The following is a 15,578-nucleotide window of genomic DNA, read 5'->3' as shown; positions in this document are numbered from 1 at the left end:
CGGACACGGCGCGCCTCGGACCGGAGCGGATCAGGCCGGGAGCGCCGCGACGACGCAGGTGCCGTCGACCTCGTCGTCCCGCTCGACCTGCGCGTCGAAGCCGGCGTCCGTGAAGGCAGCGACGGACCGCTCAGCCTGCTCCTCCGACACCTCGATGACGACGGCCCCACCGGGGCGGAGCCACTCCCCGGCACCCGCGGCGATGCGACGGTGCAGGTCGAGACCGTCCTCGCCGCCGTCGAGCGCGACGCGGTGCTCGTGCTCCCGGGCTTCGACCGGCATCAGGTCGATCGACGCCGTCGGCACGTACGGGGCGTTCACCGCGACGACGTCGACTGTGCCGCGGAAGCGCTCGGGCAGCGGGGCGAACAGGTCACCCGCGACGACGATGCCGCGGTCGCCGATGTTCTCGGCGGCGACGTCGACGGCGTCCGGGTCGATGTCCGCGGCGACGAGGTCGAGCGCACCGACACGGGCGAGCAGCGCGACCGAGATCGCACCGGCGCCGCAGCACAGGTCGACCACGCGGCCGTAGCGCTGCAGTCGGCGCGCGGCCTGCTCGACGACGACGGTGGTGCGGGCGCGCGGCACGAACACCCCTGCGGTCACACGGATGCGGTGCCCGTCGAAGGCGGCCCAGCCGAGCACGTACTCGAGCGGCTCACCGGCCAGCCGACGCTGCACGAGGGTCCGGAGTCGCACCGGCTCACCGTCCCCTGCCTCGAGCAGCAGGTCGGCTTCGTCCTCGGCGAAGACGCTCCCCACGGCCCGGAGCCGGGCCGCGAGGGCATCACGCGCGGGGTGGGTCAAGCGGCTCCATCGAACATGGAGGTCACCGAGCCGTCGTCGAAGACCTCGTGGATGGCGCGGGCGATGAGCGGGGCGATCGGCAGGACCTCGAGCCGGGGCCAGCGCTTCTCGTGCGGGACGGGCAGGGTGTCCGTCACGACGACGCGGTCGATGAACTCGCTCTGCAGCAGCTCCGTGGCGGGGTCGGAGAACACGGCGTGCGTCGCGGCGACGACGACGCCCGTGGCACCGGCGTCCTTGAGCGCCTCGGCGGCCTTGGCGATCGTCCGACCGGTGTCGATGAGGTCGTCGACGAGCAGGCACACGCGGCCGCTGACGTCACCGACGATCTCGTGCACCGAGACCTGGTTCGGCACGAGCGGGTCGCGGCGCTTGTGGATGATGGCGAGCGGCGCACCGAGCTTCTCGGACCAGATGTCGGCGACGCGCACGCGGCCCATGTCCGGCGACACGACCGTCAGTGTCTTCGGGTCGAGGATCTGGCGGAAGTGCTCGAGCAGCACCGGCATGGCGAACAGGTGGTCCACCGGGCCGTCGAAGAAGCCCTGGATCTGGGCGGCGTGCAGGTCGACGCTCATGATGCGGTGCGCGCCGGCGGCCTTGAACAGGTCGGCGACGAGCCGGGCCGAGATCGGCTCGCGGCCACGGCCCTTCTTGTCCTGGCGGGCGTACGGGTAGAACGGCGCGACGACCGTGATCCGCTTCGCCGAGGCACGCTTCAGGGCATCGACCATGATGAGCTGCTCCATGAGCCACTCGTTGATCGGCGCGGTGTGCGACTGGATGACGAAGGCGTCGCAGCCGCGAACGGACTCGTCGAAGCGGGCGTAGAGCTCACCGTTCGCGAAGGTCCGGGCATCGGTCGGGACGAGGTCGACCCCGAGCTCCTCCGCGATCTCGGCCGAGAGCGCCGGGTGTGCTCGCCCCGAGACGAGGACGAGTCGTTTCTGGCCGGTTGTCTTGATTCCGGACAAGTGCGGTGCTCACTCCCTGACCCACGAGGGGTCGATGTCGGCGACGGGTGGGTCGCCAGGATCTATTCGCCGTTCGCGAGCCGAGCAGCCTCGGCCGCCGGTGTGCCGGGTCGGTGTTCCTCGACCCATCCGTCGGTGGTGCGCTGTGGGGCGTAGCTGATCGCGAGCGATCCGGCCGGAACGTCCTTGCGGACGGTGGTCCCGGCGCCGGTGTACGCACCGTCACCAATCCTAACCGGGGCGACGAACACGTTGTGCGAGCCTGTACGGACGTGCGACCCGACCTCGGTGCGGTGCTTGTGGACGCCGTCGTAGTTCGCGGTGATGGTGTTCGCGCCGATGTTGGAGTCCTCGCCCACCTCGGCGTCGCCGATGTAGGACAGGTGCGGCACCTTGCTGCCGCGGCCGATCGTCGCGTTCTTCGTCTCGACGAAGGTGCCGATCTTGCCGTCGTCGCCGAGGATCGTGCCCGGGCGCAGGTAGGCGAAGGGACCGACCGAGGCGCCGTCGCCGATCACCGCGAGCGTGGCGTCGACCCGGTTCACCGTCGCGCGGGCACCGACCTCGGTGTCGCGCAGCGTGGTGTCCGGACCGACCACGGCACCGGCGGCGATGGCCGTGGCCCCGATGAGCTGGGTGCCCGGCAGGATCTCGGCGTCGGGCTCGATCGTCACGTCGAGGTCGATCCAGGTGGTCGCAGGGTCCTGCACCGTGATCCCCGCGAGCTGGTGCTGACGGACGATGCGGGCATTGAGTTCGCGGGCAGCGTCGCCGAGCTGGGCACGGTCGTTGATGCCCGCGACGAGCCACTGGTCGGAGAGCGTGACGACGTCGATGATCCCGCCGCGCTCGGCGATGAGCGTCGGGGCGTCGGTGATGTACTTCTCGCCCTGCGCGTTGGCGGTGGTCAGCAGGGGCAGCACGGCCCGCAGGTGCGCGGCGTCGAAAGCGTAGATGCCGGCGTTCGTCTCGGTGATCGCGAGCTGCTCCGCCGTGGCGTCCCTGTGCTCCACGACCCCGACGAACGAGCCGGAGGCATCACGCACGACACGGCCGAGGCCGGTCGGGTCGGGGGCGATCGCGCTGACGAGCGTGACGGCGTTGGCGGCACCGACGTGGGCGTCGACGAGCAGACGGAGGGACGCGGCATCGAGCAGCGGGACGTCGCCGGACAGCACCACGACGGCACCGTCGAAGTCGGCCGGGAGCGCCTGGACGGCCACCTCGACCGCACGGCCGGTGCCGGGGACGTCGTCCTGGTCGACGACGATCGCGTCGGGCGCGCGCTCCACGACCTCGGCCGCGACCCGGTCACGCTCGTGCCGCACGACGACGGCGACGTGCTCGGGGCCGAGGGACGACGCCGTCCGCAGGACGTGCCCGATGAGCGGCAGCCCGGCGAGCCGGTGCAGCACCTTGGGCGTGGACGACTTCATGCGCGTGCCCTGCCCGGCGGCGAGGACGACGACGGCGATGCGCTGGTCGGTCATGCACCCATCCTGGCGCACCGCGGCCCGGGCCGCCCGACGCGACCACGGCCCTGTGCGGAACCGTGCGCACAACCGCAGCCTGCGGACGGACGGGCACCGCGCCTCCAGGCCGGGGCGACGGCACGCCGCACCGCAGACACGACACGACTCAGGCGCGCGCGACCCGCGGTTCCGGCTTCACGAACGCCATCAGGACCAACCCCGCGACGAGCACGACGACGACCCCGAGGATCCCGAAGCGCGTCGACCCGCCGACCGTCACCGCGACGCCGAACAGCGCCGGCGCGAGGAACGAGGCGGCACGGCCGGTGGTGGCGTAGAGGCCGAAGAGCTCGCCCTCGCGGCCGGGTACGGCCAGGCGCGCCAGGTACGCCCGCGACGACGACTGCACGGGCCCGACGAACACGGCGAGGGTCAGGCCCAGCACCCAGAACCACTCGGTCCGGGTGCCGGCGGCGAACACCCCGACCCCGCACAGGGCGAGCCCGACGAGCGAGACCATGATGAGCGCGCGGGAGCCGAAGCGGTCGTCGAGGCGTCCGGAGACGAACGTGGCGACCCCGGCGACGACGTTCGCGGCGATGGCGAACAGGATCACCTCGGACGCGCTGAACCCGAAGACCTGGGCGGCGACGATCCCGCCGAAGGTGAAGACGGCTCCGACGCCGTCGCGGAAGACGGCGCTGGCGAGCAGGAACGCGAGGACGTTCCGACGCTCCCGCCACAACCGGGCGATGTCCCGGACCAGGTCCGCGTAGGCCCCGAGGACGCCGCCGCCACGGGTGCGGTCCGGCACCGCCTCGGGGATGGTGAGGAACAGCGGGATCGAGCTGACGGCCAACCAGACGGCGGCGATGCCGATCGCGACACGCACGTCCCACTGGCCGGCGGCGACCGTGGCCGGCAGCTGCAGCAACCCACCGACGACGCCGTCACCCCGGAAGTCCTGGATGCAGAGCACGAGCAGCACCACGAGCAGCACGATGCCGCCGAAGTACCCGGCGGCCCAGCCGATCGCGGACACACGACCGGTGCGCTCACCCTGGGCGATCTGCCCGATCATGGCGTTGTAGCCGACGCTCGCGATCTCGTAGGCGACGGTCCCGATGCCGAGCAGGGCGGCGCCGAGCAGCAGGTACGGCTGGCTCGGCGCGACGAAGACCATGCCGCCGATCGACAGCGCGACGCCGATCGTGGCGATGAGGACCGATCGGCGACGGTGGCCCGACGTGTCGGCGAGCCGCCCCATGGCCGGGGCGACGAGCGCCACGACGATCCCCGCGATCGTCAGGGCGGTCGACACGACGGCCGCGTTGTGCGCGAGCTCGCGTTCGACGATCGCCTTGCCCGCCGCCGACGTGTCGCCGACGAGCGCCGGGTCCACGAACGCGCGGCTCGCCAGGTACGTGCTGAACACGAAGGTGGTGACGACGGCGTTGAACGCGGCGGAGCCCCAGTCCCAGAGCGCCCAGGACACGAGCGCGCGCCGATCGGTGCGCTGCGGCACCACGGCGGCCGGAGAAGCGGTCATGGGCGAACCGTAGCGTGTCCCGGTGACGCGACGGTGGCCCCGTTCCGGGTCACGTGGCGGACGGGAGGCGCGGGTCGGGCCCGCCCCGCGCCTCCCGTCCGCACCGTGCGTGCGTCGCCACCCCGCGCGCTTCCGCGTGCGCTTCCGCGGGCTCGCTCGCCTGGTGCGAGGTCCCGCACTCCGTGCGCGGTCTGAGCGCCGTCACGGATTACGGAACCTCGCACCGGACGACGCGCAGCACGCTCAGGCGGGGACGCCGCCGGGGTAGACGACGGACTTGAGCGATGCCGGGTCGGTGTCGCTCTCGAGGGCCTCGCGCACGTCGTCGAGCCCGAAGCGGCCGGTGACGAGCGAGTCGAGGTCGACCTGCCCGGACGCGACCAGCTCGATGGCGACCGGCCACGTGTTCGTGTACCGGAAGATCCCGGTGACGGTGACCTCGAGGTTCTGGATGTGCTCGACCGGCAGCGTCATCTCGGAGTTCCCGAGCCCGACGAGTACCGCGGCACCGGCAGGGCCCACGGCCTTGATGCCGTCCGACACCGCGCGGGGTGCACCGCTGGCGTCGATGAAGGCGTCGACGGGGACGATGTCCGACGCGACCGACACGGCCGTGGGGTCGACGACCTCGGTCGCGCCGTACCGCAGGGCGCGTTCACGGCGCTCGGCGACGAGGTCGCTGACGACGATGCGCGAGGCACCGAAGGCCTTCGCGACCTGCGCGCAGATGATGCCGATCGGACCGGCACCGGCGATGAGCACCGACGAACCGGGGACGATGCCGGCCTTGCGGACGGCGGCGATGCCGACGGACAGGGGTTCGAGGAGCGCGCCGGCCTCGAACGAGACACTGTCGGGCAGGACGTGCGCGAACCCGGCCTCGATGGTGACGAACTCGGTGAAGGCGCCGTCGACGGGAGGGGTCGCGTAGAAGCGCATGTGCGGGCACAGGTTGTAGCGGCCGGCCAGGCACTGCGCGCAGCGGTGGCAGGGGCGCTGCGGCTCGATGGCGACGCGCTCCCCCACTCGGGACGGGTCGACGCCCTCGCCGACGGCGGCGATGGTGCCGGAGAGCTCGTGGCCGAGGACGAGCGGTTCCTCGACGACGAAGTCGCCGATGCGCCCGTGGCGGTAGTAGTGCACGTCGGAGCCGCAGACGCCGACGGCCGCGACGCGGACGAGCACGTCGCCCGGGTCGACGGCGGGGACGGGGCGGTCCTCGACGGTCAGGTCCTGCGTGCCGAGCAGCACGCTGGTGCGCTGGGTGGAGGTCATGCGGTTCTCGCTTCCTCGGTCGCGTCGTCGCGGCCGGACGTGTGGGTGGTGGAGGGGGCGGCGGGCGCCGCGGGCATCGTGGCGTCGCGCAGCAGCTCCGCGAAGCCGATCTCGGCGGCGCCACGGACCAGGACGTCGCGGCCGAGTGCCGCCGGGACGATCCGGAGCCGGTCGGTCATGGCGGCCATCGTCTGCGCCCGGACGTCGGTCTCGACCCGGTCGCCGACGTGCCCGAGCAGCGCACCGAGGAACCCGCCGAGCACGACGACCTCGGGGTCGACCGTGTGGATGGCGTTCCGCAGCGCGGTCGCGAGTGCGGTGACCTGTCGGTCGACGACCCGCTCGACCTCGGGCCGGCCCTGGGCGAGCGCCGCGGCGAGCGCGTCGAGGTCGTCCGGCGGGGTCCCGGTGACGTCGGTCAGGGCGGAGCGCGAGGCCTCGGTCTCCAGGCAGCCGACCGCGCCGCAGTGGCAGCGGATCCCGTTCGCCGCGACGAAGGTGTGCCCGAGCTCGCCCGCGTACCCGTCGGCACCGCTGAAGGGTCGGCCGGCGCTGACGATCCCGCCGCCGATGCCGCTCGCGCCGCCGTTCAGGTACACGAGGTCGTCGACGCCGCGGGCACTGCCGTACAGCCGTTCCGCCCAGGCGCCGAGGTTGGCGTCGTTCGCGGCCCGGACCGGCAGTCCCAGGCGTTCCGCGAGCGGTGCGGCGAGGGGTTCGTCACGCCATCCGAGGTGCGGGGCGTCGCGCACGGTGCCGTCCTCGACCCGGACGATGCCGGGCACGGCGACACCGACCCCGACGACCCGGGCCGCCGGTCCGGTGCGGGCGAGGAGCGCTGCGAGGACCCGGGCGACGGCGTCGATCGCCTGCGCCGCGGTGGGCACGGTGGTCTGCGGCTCGACCAGCCGGTCGCGCACGGTGCCGTCGAGGCCGACGAGGGCGACCCCGACGGCGTCGATCTCGACCGTGACCGCGGCGGCGAGGACGTCGGCCGACGCCCGCACGACCCCGCTCGGCCGTCCGACTCCGGCACCGGGTGTCCCCGCGGCCGGGGTCTCCTCGTGCACGAGGCCGGCGTCGACGAGTTCCCCGACGAGCGCGAGGATCGTCGAGCGGTTCAGGCCGGTGCGCCGGGTGAGCTCGGCGCGGGTGACGGGGCCGTCCTCGTGGACGAGCCGGAGGACACGCGCGGCGTTGCCCGGCGTCGCGGTGGTCTGCCGTGCCATGGGTCCTCCTCGGGGGTGGACGGGGTCGTGGTCGAGCGGGTGGGGTTCCGGGCTGAGCGACGAGTTTTGCACCGGCGGACCCGTGAACGGTCGCGCAGCGCGAGATCCCGGCGAAGAACCGGTCAGCGCGAGCGCGAGAACGCCGCGTCGAACGACGCCTCCGGCGGCGCGATGGTCCCGAGCCGCCGGACGAACGCCAGCGCCTCGGGAGCGCCGACGAGCCGGTCCATCCCGGCGTCCTCCCACTCGACGCTGGTCGGTCCGGCGTACCCGATGTGGTTCAGCACACGGAACACCCGCTCCCACGGCACGTCCCCGTGGCCGGCGGTGACGAAGTCCCAGCCGCGGCGCGGGTCGCCCCAGGCCAGGTGCGAGCCGAGCCGCCCGTTGCGTCCGTCGAGCTGCTTCACCGACTCCTTGCAGTGCACGTGGTACACCCGGTCGGCGAAGTCGAGCAGGAACACTGCGGGGTCGAGGTCCTGCCAGACGAAGTGTGACGGATCGAAGTTGAACCCGAAGGCCGGCCGGCCCTGGAACACCTCGAGCGTGCGCCGCGCGGTCCAGTAGTCGTAGGCGATCTCGGACGGGTGCACCTCGAGCGCGAAGCGGACGCCCACTTCCTCGAACACGTCGAGGATCGGCGACCAGCGGTCGTGGAAGTCCTGGTACCCGGCGTCGATCATCGACGGTGGAACGGGCGGGAACCCGGCGACGGTCTTCCAGATCGACGAGCCGGAGAACCCCGTGACGGTGTCGACGCCGAGTGCTGCGGCGGCGCGAGCGGTCCATTGCAGCTCCTCGGCCGCGCGCTGCCGCACACCCTCGGGGTGGCCGTCGCCCCACACGTGCGGCGGCAGGATGTCCTCGTGCCGCTGGTCGATGGGGTCGTCGCACACCGCCTGGCCGACCAGGTGGTTCGCGATGGTCCAGACCTGCAGCCCGTTGCGTTCCAGGATCGCCCGGCGGCCCGCGACGTAGGAAGGGTCCGTCGCGGCGCGCCGGACGTCCAGGTGGTCGCCCCAGCAGGCGATCTCCAGGCCGTCGTAGCCCCACTCGCCAGCGAGCCGGGCCACCTCCTCGAAGGGCAGGTCGGCCCACTGTCCGGTGAACAGCGTGACCGGCCGGGAGGGCCGGGTCGTCTCCGTCGTGTCGCTCGCGTCCGTCGTCGTCATCGTCGTCGTCCTTCCTCGCGGTGGTCGGGGTCCGTGCTGTGTTCGAGGTCGGTCACCACGACCCGGGTGCGGACCCGGCGGGGACGGTGGCGGGTCGCTCGACGCGCGAGTGCACGTCGACGACCGCGTGGTCACGGGCGGCGGCCGAGACGGCCTCCATGACCTCGAGCACGTGGAACGCGAGGTCACCCGAGGCACGGTGCGGCCGGTCGGTGGCGATCGCGTGCGCCATGTCGGCGAGCCCGTAGCCGCGACCGGCGTCGGCGTACCCGGCCGACACCGGCAGGTCGCGCCACGAACGGTCGTCGGCGGTGGCGATCGACACGGTGTCCGAGAACCGGTTCGGGTCCGGGACGCCCAGGGTGCCGGCGGTGCCGTACACCTCGAACAGCGGGGCACGGGTGGCCCACACGTCGAACGACACCGTGATGGTCGAGACCACGCCGCCCTGGTGCTCGAGGATCGCGACGACGTGCGTGTCGATGTCGACCGGGATCGGCGTGCCGGCGTTCGGCCCGGTGGCGACGGTGCGCTCGCGGGTGGAGCGGGTCGCGCTGCCGCTGACCCGGACGACCGGCCCGAAGAACGTGACGAGGCTGGTCAGGTAGTACGGCCCCATGTCGAGCAGCGGTCCGCCGCCCGGCTGGTAGTAGAACGCGGGTGCGGGGTGCCAGAGCTCGTGTCCGGGGGCGCTCCACGCGACGGCCGCGGCGACCGGGGTGCCGATCGCGCCGTCGTCCAGTGCGGCCCGTGCCGTCTGGATGCCCGTGCCGAGGACGGTGTCCGGGGCGCTGCCGACCCGCAGGCCGGCGGCATGGGCGGCCTCGAGCACCGGGGCCGCCTCGGCGGTGGACGTCGCGAGCGGCTTCTCGCCGTACACGTGCTTGCCGGCGGCGAGCGCCCGCGTGGCGATGTCGGCGTGCGCGGCCGGGATCGTCAGGTTGAGCACCACGTCGACGTCGTCGGCGGCGAGCAGGTCGTCGACGGTGGTCCCGCGCACGCCCTGGGACGCCCCGACCGCCTCGGCCCGCGCGACGTCGAGGTCGGCGACCGCGGCGAGTTCGAGCCCGGGCAGCGCCGGGAAGTGCTCGAAGTACTGCTGGCTGATGACCCCGACGCCGACGACACCCACGCGGAGCACCCCCTCGTTCACCGTGCTGCCCACAGGAGTCCCCGTTCGATGATGGTGCGGAGCGGCTGCGACTCGACGACCTCGAGCCGGTGTCCGGGTGCCGAGACGAACACGCGCCCCTGCCCCCACTGCCGGGTCCAGATCGCCGGCGCCGTGACCGGTCGGTTCCAGGCGTCGAAGTCGCGCGCCTCCTGCGTGGTGGTCGCCAGGACGTCGTTGTACTCGTCGCTGAGCACCCAGTACTGCTCGGTCACGAGGTCGAAGTCCTCGATGCCCTGGGTGATGGGGTGCGACCGACCGAGGTCGGTGACGTGCACCGTGTAGGGGATGTAGTTGTCGGACTGCTCGCCGGTTCGCTCGTCCGGGTGCTTTCCCGCGTGGTGGGCGAACTGCCCGCCGACCATGTGCAGGTAGTCGGCGGTGTTCCGGAACGCGTCCGCGATCCCGCCGTGCCAGCCGGCGAGTCCGGCGCCGCGGAGCACCGCGCGCTGCAGCCCGGCGAACTCGTCGTCCGCGATCGTCGACATCGTGACGACCTGCACGATCAGGTCGACCGTGTCCATGTACCCCTGTTCGGCGTACACGGTGGTGCCCTCCTCGACGCGCACGTCGAACCCGTGGTCGAGCAGGAACGGGACGAACAGGTCGGTGGTCTCGACGGGCTGGTGCCCGTCCCAGCCGCCGCGGACGACGAGCGCCTGCCGCTGCCCGGTCACGAGGTCACCGTCCAGCTGCTGCCGTCGACGGCGCTGCGTTCGACGGCGTCGAGCACCCGCTGCACGTGCAGGCCCTCGGCGAAGGACGGCGACGGGTCGGTGCCGGCCACGATCGCGCCCACGAAGTCGGCGACCTGGTGGCTGAAGGTGTGCTCGTACCCGATCAGGTGCCCGCTCGGCCACCACGCCGCCATGTACGGGTGTTCGGGCTCGGTGACGAGGATCCGGCGGAAGCCCTGCTCCCCCGCGGGCGCCGACGACTCGTACAGCCGCAGTTCGTTCATGGCCTCGAGGTCGAACTGGATCGCCCCCTCGGAGCCGCTGATCTCGAGCGTCAGGCCGTTCTTCCGGCCCGTCGCGTAGCGCGTGGCCTCGAAGGTGCCGATGGCGTCGTCGGCCGCGCCGCCGCCGAGCCGGGCGGTGAAGAACGCGGCGTCGTCGACGGTGACCTGCCCGCGCTCGTCCGACGCGGTGCCGGAGAGCCCGACGCCGTCGGCGAGCAGGGGGCGCTCGGTCACGAAGGTCTCGAGCGTGCCGGAGACGCTGGTGAGCTGCGCGCCGGTGACGTGCTCGACGAGGTCGATCGCGTGCGCGCCGATGTCTCCGAGCGACCCCGACCCGGCGAGCGACTTGTCGAGCCGCCAGGTCATCGGGCCGTCCTCGTCGGCCAGCCAGTCCTGCAGGTAGAGCGCGCGGACCTGGCGGACCCGGCCCACCCTGCCGTCCTGCACCAGCTGCCGGGCGAACGCGATCGCCGGCACGCGGCGGTAGCTGAACCCGACCATCGCGCGGACGCCCCGTTCGCGGGCTGCGTCGGCGGCGGCGGTCATCGCCTCGGCCTCGGCGACGGTGTTGGCGAGGGGCTTCTCGCACAGGACGTGCTTGCCGGCCTCGAGCGCGGCGATCGCGATCTCGACGTGGGACGACCCCGGTGAGACGACGTCGACGACGTCGATGTCCGGATCCGCGACGACGGCGCGCCAGTCGGTGGACGCGGTCTGCCAGCCGTACTGCGCCCGTGCCGCCTCGGTGCGTTCCGCGTCGCGCCCGACGATCACCGCCATCTCCGGCTCGGCCCCGAGGTCGAAGAACCGCGGGGCGGTCCGCCATGCCTGGGAGTGCGCGGCTCCCATGAAGCCGTGCCCCACCATGGCGATCCGAAGTCTGTCCTGTGCCATCCGCTCGCTCCTTTGCGATCACGTCCTTGCCACAGCCAACACTACCGCTTATGTTGGGCGCGGCAACATTTTGTTTCGACGACGAACGGTGACCACCATGGCAACGACGCCCACCCGTGCAGACAAGTTCTCCTTCGGTCTCTGGACCATCGGCTACAACGGCTCCGACCCCTTCGGCGGCCCGACCCGCCCCGCCCTCGACGTGGTCGAGGCGGTCGAGAAGCTCGACGAACTCGGGGCCTACGGCCTGACCTTCCACGACGACGACCTGTTCGCGTTCGGTTCGACCGACGCCGAGCGCCAGACGCAGATCGACCGCCTCAAGGGCGCGCTCGAGTCGACCGGTCTCGTCGTGCCGATGGTCACGACGAACCTGTTCTCCGCCCCCGTGTTCAAGGACGGCGGCTTCACCTCGAACGACCGCCAGGTGCGCCGGTTCGCGCTCCGCAAGGTCCTGCGCAACATCGACCTCGCCGCCGAGCTCGGCGCGTCGACGTTCGTGATGTGGGGCGGCCGCGAGGGCTCCGAGTACGACAGCGCCAAGGACGTGCAGGCCGCGCTCGAGCGCTACCGCGAGGCCGTCAACCTGCTCGCCCAGTACGTCACCGACAAGGGCTACGGCATCCGGTTCGCCATCGAGCCGAAGCCGAACGAGCCCCGCGGGGACATCCTCCTGCCGACCCTCGGCCACGCGATCGCGTTCACCGAGACCCTCGAGCGTCCGGAGCTGTTCGGCATCAACCCCGAGGTCGGCCACGAGCAGATGGCCGGGCTGAACTTCACGGCCGGGATCGCACAGGCGCTGTACCAGGGCAAGCTCTTCCACATCGACCTCAACGGTCAGCGCGGCATCAAGTACGACCAGGACCTGGTGTTCGGCCACGGCGACCTGCAGAACGCGTTCTCGCTCGTCGACCTGCTCGAGCACGGTGCCCCGCAGGGCGGCCCGTCGTACGACGGCCCCAGGCACTTCGACTACAAGCCGAGCCGCACCGAGGACATCACCGGCGTCTGGGACTCGGCGTCGGCGAACATGCGCATGTACCTGCTCCTCAAGGAGCGCGCGCAGGCCTTCCGTGCGGACCCCGAGGTGCAGGCAGCGCTCGAGGCGTCGAAGGTCGGCGAGCTGAGCACCCCGACCCTGAACGACGGCGAGTCGTACGACACGTTCCTCGCCGACCGTTCGGCGTACGAGGACTTCGACGCCGACGCGTACTTCGGCGGCAAGGGCTTCGGCTTCGTGCGCCTGCAGCAGCTCGCGATGGAGCACCTCATGGGCGCGCGGAATTGAAGGCAGACGCGCCAGCGGCTGCATTCCGCGCGCTGAGGCGGACTGCAGCCGAAGGGCTGAGCCAGCAGCTCGTCGCGGGGGTCGACTCGTCGACCCAGTCCTGCAAGGTCACCATCCGTGACGCCGCGACCGGTGCGGTCGTCCGAGAGGGGCGCGCGTCCCACCCGGACGGCACCTCCGTCGACCCCCGCCACTGGTGGGACGCCCTCGGTGCCGCGATCGCGGACGCCGGCGGCCTCGACGACGTCGCCGCCGTCGCGATCGCCGGGCAGCAGCACGGCATGGTCGCGCTCGACGCCGACGGCCGCGTGGTCCGCGACGCCCTGCTGTGGAACGACGTCCGCAGCGCAGAGGCGGCCGCGCAGATGGTCGAGGAACTCGGTCAGGAGGCGTGGGTCGCCCGCACGGGACTGGTCCCGGTGGCCTCGTTCACCGGTACCAAGCTGCGGTGGCTCCGCGACGCCGAGCCCGAGAACGCGGCCCGCGTCGCGGCCGTCGCGCTGCCGCACGACTGGTTGTCGTGGCGGCTGCGCGGGTACGGACCGTCGGACGAGAGTCCGCTCGGACCCGACCTCGACGCCCTGGCGACGGACGCCTCGGACGCCAGCGGCACGGCCTACTGGGACCCGGTGCGCCGCGAGTACGACCCGGAGCTGTTCGCGCTCGCACTCGGGCGCCCGATGCGTCCGGCGTCGATGGGCGACGACGACGCCGTGGTCGTCCCCCGCGTGGTCGCTCCCGACGAGGCGATGGGCACCCTGTCCACCGACGTCGACCTGCCCGGCGGCGCCGTCGCTCGGTCCGGCCTGGTCGTCGGTGCCGGGCTCGGTGACAACGCCGGCGCGGCGCTCGGTCTGGGCCTCGGCCCGGGTGACGTCGCGGTGTCCCTCGGCACGAGCGGCACGGTCTTCGGGGTCAGCGATGCCGAGGTGCGCGACCCGAGCGGGACCGTGGCGGGCTTCGCCGACGGGACCGGGTCGCGCCTCCCGATCGTCACGACGCTCAACGCGGCCCGCGTGCTCGAGGTGATCGGCGGCCTGCTCGGCGTCGACCACGACGCGCTCGGCGAGCTGGCGCTGCAGGCGCCGGCCGGGGCAGACGGTCTGGTCCTGGTGCCGTACTTCGTCGGCGAGCGCACGCCGAACCGGCCGGACGCCACCGCGTCACTGCTGGGCATGACGCCGGCGACCACCGACCGGGCGCACCTGGCCCGGGCGGCCGTCGAGGGGATGCTCTGCGCCCTCGCCGACGGTCTCGCTGCGGTGCAGGGCACCGGGGTCACCGTCGAGCGACTGCTGCTCATCGGCGGCGCGGCGCGGAACCCGGCGGTCCGCACCGTCGCCGCGCAGGTGTTCGGTCGCGACATCCTGGTGCCGGAACCCGGCGAGTACGTCGCCGCGGGTGCTGCGAAGCAGGCCGCGTGCGCACTCACCGGCGCCCTGCCCACCTGGGACACGGCGACGACCACTGTGCCCTCCGATCCGCACCCGGAGGTGCTCGAGCAGTACCGCGCCGCGGCGCGCTGACCGACGCACGCTCCCGACACTCCCCGCCCCCGGCGCCCTCGACGAGGGTGCCGGGGGCATCATCGTCACCGGAGGACCCCTGATGCCACTGACCGACCTGCCCCTCGACACGCTCCGCACCCACCGGTCCGACGTCCACCGCCCCGACGACTTCGACGCCTTCTGGGCGGACACCGTCACCGCCGCGCGGACCGCCGGCGCGGGCACCGCCCCGACGCTGGTACCGGCGGACACCCCGGTGACCGGCCTGGTCGTCGAGGACCTGACGTTCCCCGGGTTCGCCGGCGATGCGGTCCGCGCGTGGGTCACCCGTCCGCTGGGCGCCGACGCTCCCCTGCCGGTGGTCGTCGAGTTCCTCGGGTACGGCGGAGGGCGGGGCCGCGCCGGCGAGCGGGTGCACTGGGCCCTCGCCGGCTACGCGCACGTCGTGATGGACACCCGGGGGCAGGGCAGCGGGTGGGCGGGCGGTGACACCCCCGACCCGCACGGTTCCGGACCGCACGCCAGCGGCTGGATGACGAGCGGCATCGGCTCCCCCGCTGACCACTACTACCGGCGCGTCTACACCGACGCCGTGCGGCTGGTCGACGCCGTGCGGACCCTGCCGGGGCTCGGCCCGGACCGCATCGCCCTGACCGGCGGGAGCCAGGGCGGCGGGATCGCGATCGCCGCGGCCGCCCTGGTCGAGGCGCACGACGGCCCGGTCACCGCGCTGCTGCCCGACGTCGCATTCCTGAGCGACTGGCGGCGCGGCACCGACGTGGCGGTCGGCGGACCCTACCTGGAGCTCGCGCAGTACCTCGCCGTGCACCGCGACGCCGCCGACGCCGTGTGGGCGACCGCGGCGTACTTCGACGGGGTGAACTTCGCAGCCGGGATCACCGCACCCGCGCTCTTCTCGGTCGCGCTGATGGACGAGGTGGTGCCCCCGCGGACGACGTTCGCCGCGTTCAACGCCCTCGGTTCGACCGACCGCGAGATCGCGGTGTACCCGTACAACGGCCACGAGGGCGGCGGCTTCCGGCACTGGGAACGGCAGGTCGCGTTCCTGACGGCTCAGATGAGGTAGTGGTGCCGGTGCTGCACGACGGCGCCGGTACCACCGACGTCGTAGTGCACGGTGAGGGTCTGCTTCCCGTCGCGGCCGTCGTACCCACCCCACTCGAACAGGATGCTGTCCGGCACCACGTCGCACTGGTGGAGCATGACCCGCTCCGCCAGCGCGACGAGGCGCTGCTGCTCGGTCCGCATCGG

Annotated in this window: 14 protein-coding genes; 3 read left to right on the top strand and 11 right to left on the bottom strand. The window is 72.8% G+C overall.

The window, feature by feature from the left end; all coding sequences use genetic code 11:
• Positions 1 to 30: 30 nt before the first annotated feature.
• From ITJ56_RS00400 to ITJ56_RS00355, 10 genes are all read right to left on the bottom strand, one after another.
• Entirely contained in the window at positions 31 to 810 is a 780-nt protein-coding gene (locus ITJ56_RS00400) for a putative protein N(5)-glutamine methyltransferase (protein ID WP_194626363.1), read from the bottom strand.
• Complete coding sequence (locus ITJ56_RS00395) at positions 807 to 1,784, bottom strand: ribose-phosphate diphosphokinase (protein WP_194626361.1); 978 nt, start codon at positions 1,782 to 1,784, stop codon at positions 807 to 809. Before ITJ56_RS00395 ends, ITJ56_RS00400 begins: the two co-directional genes overlap by 4 nt.
• Positions 1,785 to 1,846: 62 nt before the next feature.
• Positions 1,847 to 3,274, bottom strand: coding sequence for a bifunctional UDP-N-acetylglucosamine diphosphorylase/glucosamine-1-phosphate N-acetyltransferase GlmU (gene glmU / locus ITJ56_RS00390; protein ID WP_194626359.1), 1,428 nt, complete (start codon positions 3,272 to 3,274; stop codon positions 1,847 to 1,849).
• Between the two features lie 148 nt (positions 3,275 to 3,422).
• Positions 3,423 to 4,805, bottom strand: a complete 1,383-nt coding sequence (locus ITJ56_RS00385; RefSeq protein ID WP_194626357.1) for an MFS transporter — start codon at positions 4,803 to 4,805, stop codon at positions 3,423 to 3,425.
• Between the two features lie 243 nt (positions 4,806 to 5,048).
• Positions 5,049 to 6,080: an NAD(P)-dependent alcohol dehydrogenase gene (locus ITJ56_RS00380; protein ID WP_194626355.1), complete on the bottom strand. Its 1,032-nt coding sequence runs from the start codon at positions 6,078 to 6,080 to the stop codon at positions 5,049 to 5,051.
• Complete coding sequence (locus ITJ56_RS00375) at positions 6,077 to 7,309, bottom strand: ROK family transcriptional regulator (protein WP_194626354.1); 1,233 nt, start codon at positions 7,307 to 7,309, stop codon at positions 6,077 to 6,079. Before ITJ56_RS00375 ends, ITJ56_RS00380 begins: the two co-directional genes overlap by 4 nt.
• Positions 7,310 to 7,431: 122 nt before the next feature.
• A complete protein-coding gene (locus ITJ56_RS00370; protein WP_194626352.1) occupies positions 7,432 to 8,481 on the bottom strand; it encodes a sugar phosphate isomerase/epimerase family protein in 1,050 nt (349 codons plus the stop codon).
• Positions 8,482 to 8,533: 52 nt separating this feature from the next.
• Positions 8,534 to 9,646: a Gfo/Idh/MocA family protein gene (locus tag ITJ56_RS00365; protein ID WP_194626350.1), complete on the bottom strand. Its 1,113-nt coding sequence runs from the start codon at positions 9,644 to 9,646 to the stop codon at positions 8,534 to 8,536.
• Positions 9,631 to 10,329: a ThuA domain-containing protein gene (locus tag ITJ56_RS00360; protein WP_194626348.1), complete on the bottom strand. Its 699-nt coding sequence runs from the start codon at positions 10,327 to 10,329 to the stop codon at positions 9,631 to 9,633. Before ITJ56_RS00360 ends, ITJ56_RS00365 begins: the two co-directional genes overlap by 16 nt.
• A complete protein-coding gene (locus ITJ56_RS00355; protein WP_194626345.1) occupies positions 10,326 to 11,507 on the bottom strand; it encodes a Gfo/Idh/MocA family protein in 1,182 nt (393 codons plus the stop codon). Before ITJ56_RS00355 ends, ITJ56_RS00360 begins: the two co-directional genes overlap by 4 nt.
• Before the next feature lie 97 nt (positions 11,508 to 11,604).
• Between ITJ56_RS00355 and xylA the strand changes: the two genes are divergently transcribed.
• The 3 genes from xylA to ITJ56_RS00340 all read left to right on the top strand — a co-directional run bounded on the left by xylA (position 11,605) and on the right by ITJ56_RS00340 (position 15,393).
• Entirely contained in the window at positions 11,605 to 12,798 is a 1,194-nt protein-coding gene (gene xylA, locus ITJ56_RS00350; RefSeq protein WP_194626343.1) for a xylose isomerase, read from the top strand.
• Positions 12,799 to 12,854: 56 nt separating this feature from the next.
• A complete protein-coding gene (gene xylB, locus ITJ56_RS00345) occupies positions 12,855 to 14,324 on the top strand; it encodes a xylulokinase (RefSeq protein WP_194627403.1) in 1,470 nt (489 codons plus the stop codon).
• An 82-nt stretch (positions 14,325 to 14,406) separates the two neighbouring features.
• A complete protein-coding gene (locus tag ITJ56_RS00340) occupies positions 14,407 to 15,393 on the top strand; it encodes an acetylxylan esterase (protein WP_194626341.1) in 987 nt (328 codons plus the stop codon).
• Here ITJ56_RS00340 and ITJ56_RS00335 read toward each other — a convergent pair.
• The gene (locus tag ITJ56_RS00335) at positions 15,381 to 15,575 is read right to left on the bottom strand and encodes a hypothetical protein (RefSeq protein ID WP_194626339.1); all 195 of its coding nucleotides are present in this window, start codon (positions 15,573 to 15,575) and stop codon (positions 15,381 to 15,383) included. The genes ITJ56_RS00340 and ITJ56_RS00335 overlap by 13 nt on opposite strands.
• Positions 15,576 to 15,578: the final 3 nt, after the last annotated feature.

The organism is Curtobacterium sp. VKM Ac-1376 (assembly GCF_015351025.1).
Taxonomy (GTDB): domain Bacteria; phylum Actinomycetota; class Actinomycetes; order Actinomycetales; family Microbacteriaceae; genus Curtobacterium.
Note: the sequence above shows the minus strand (reverse complement) of the source record. Positions and strands in the feature narration are given on the sequence as shown.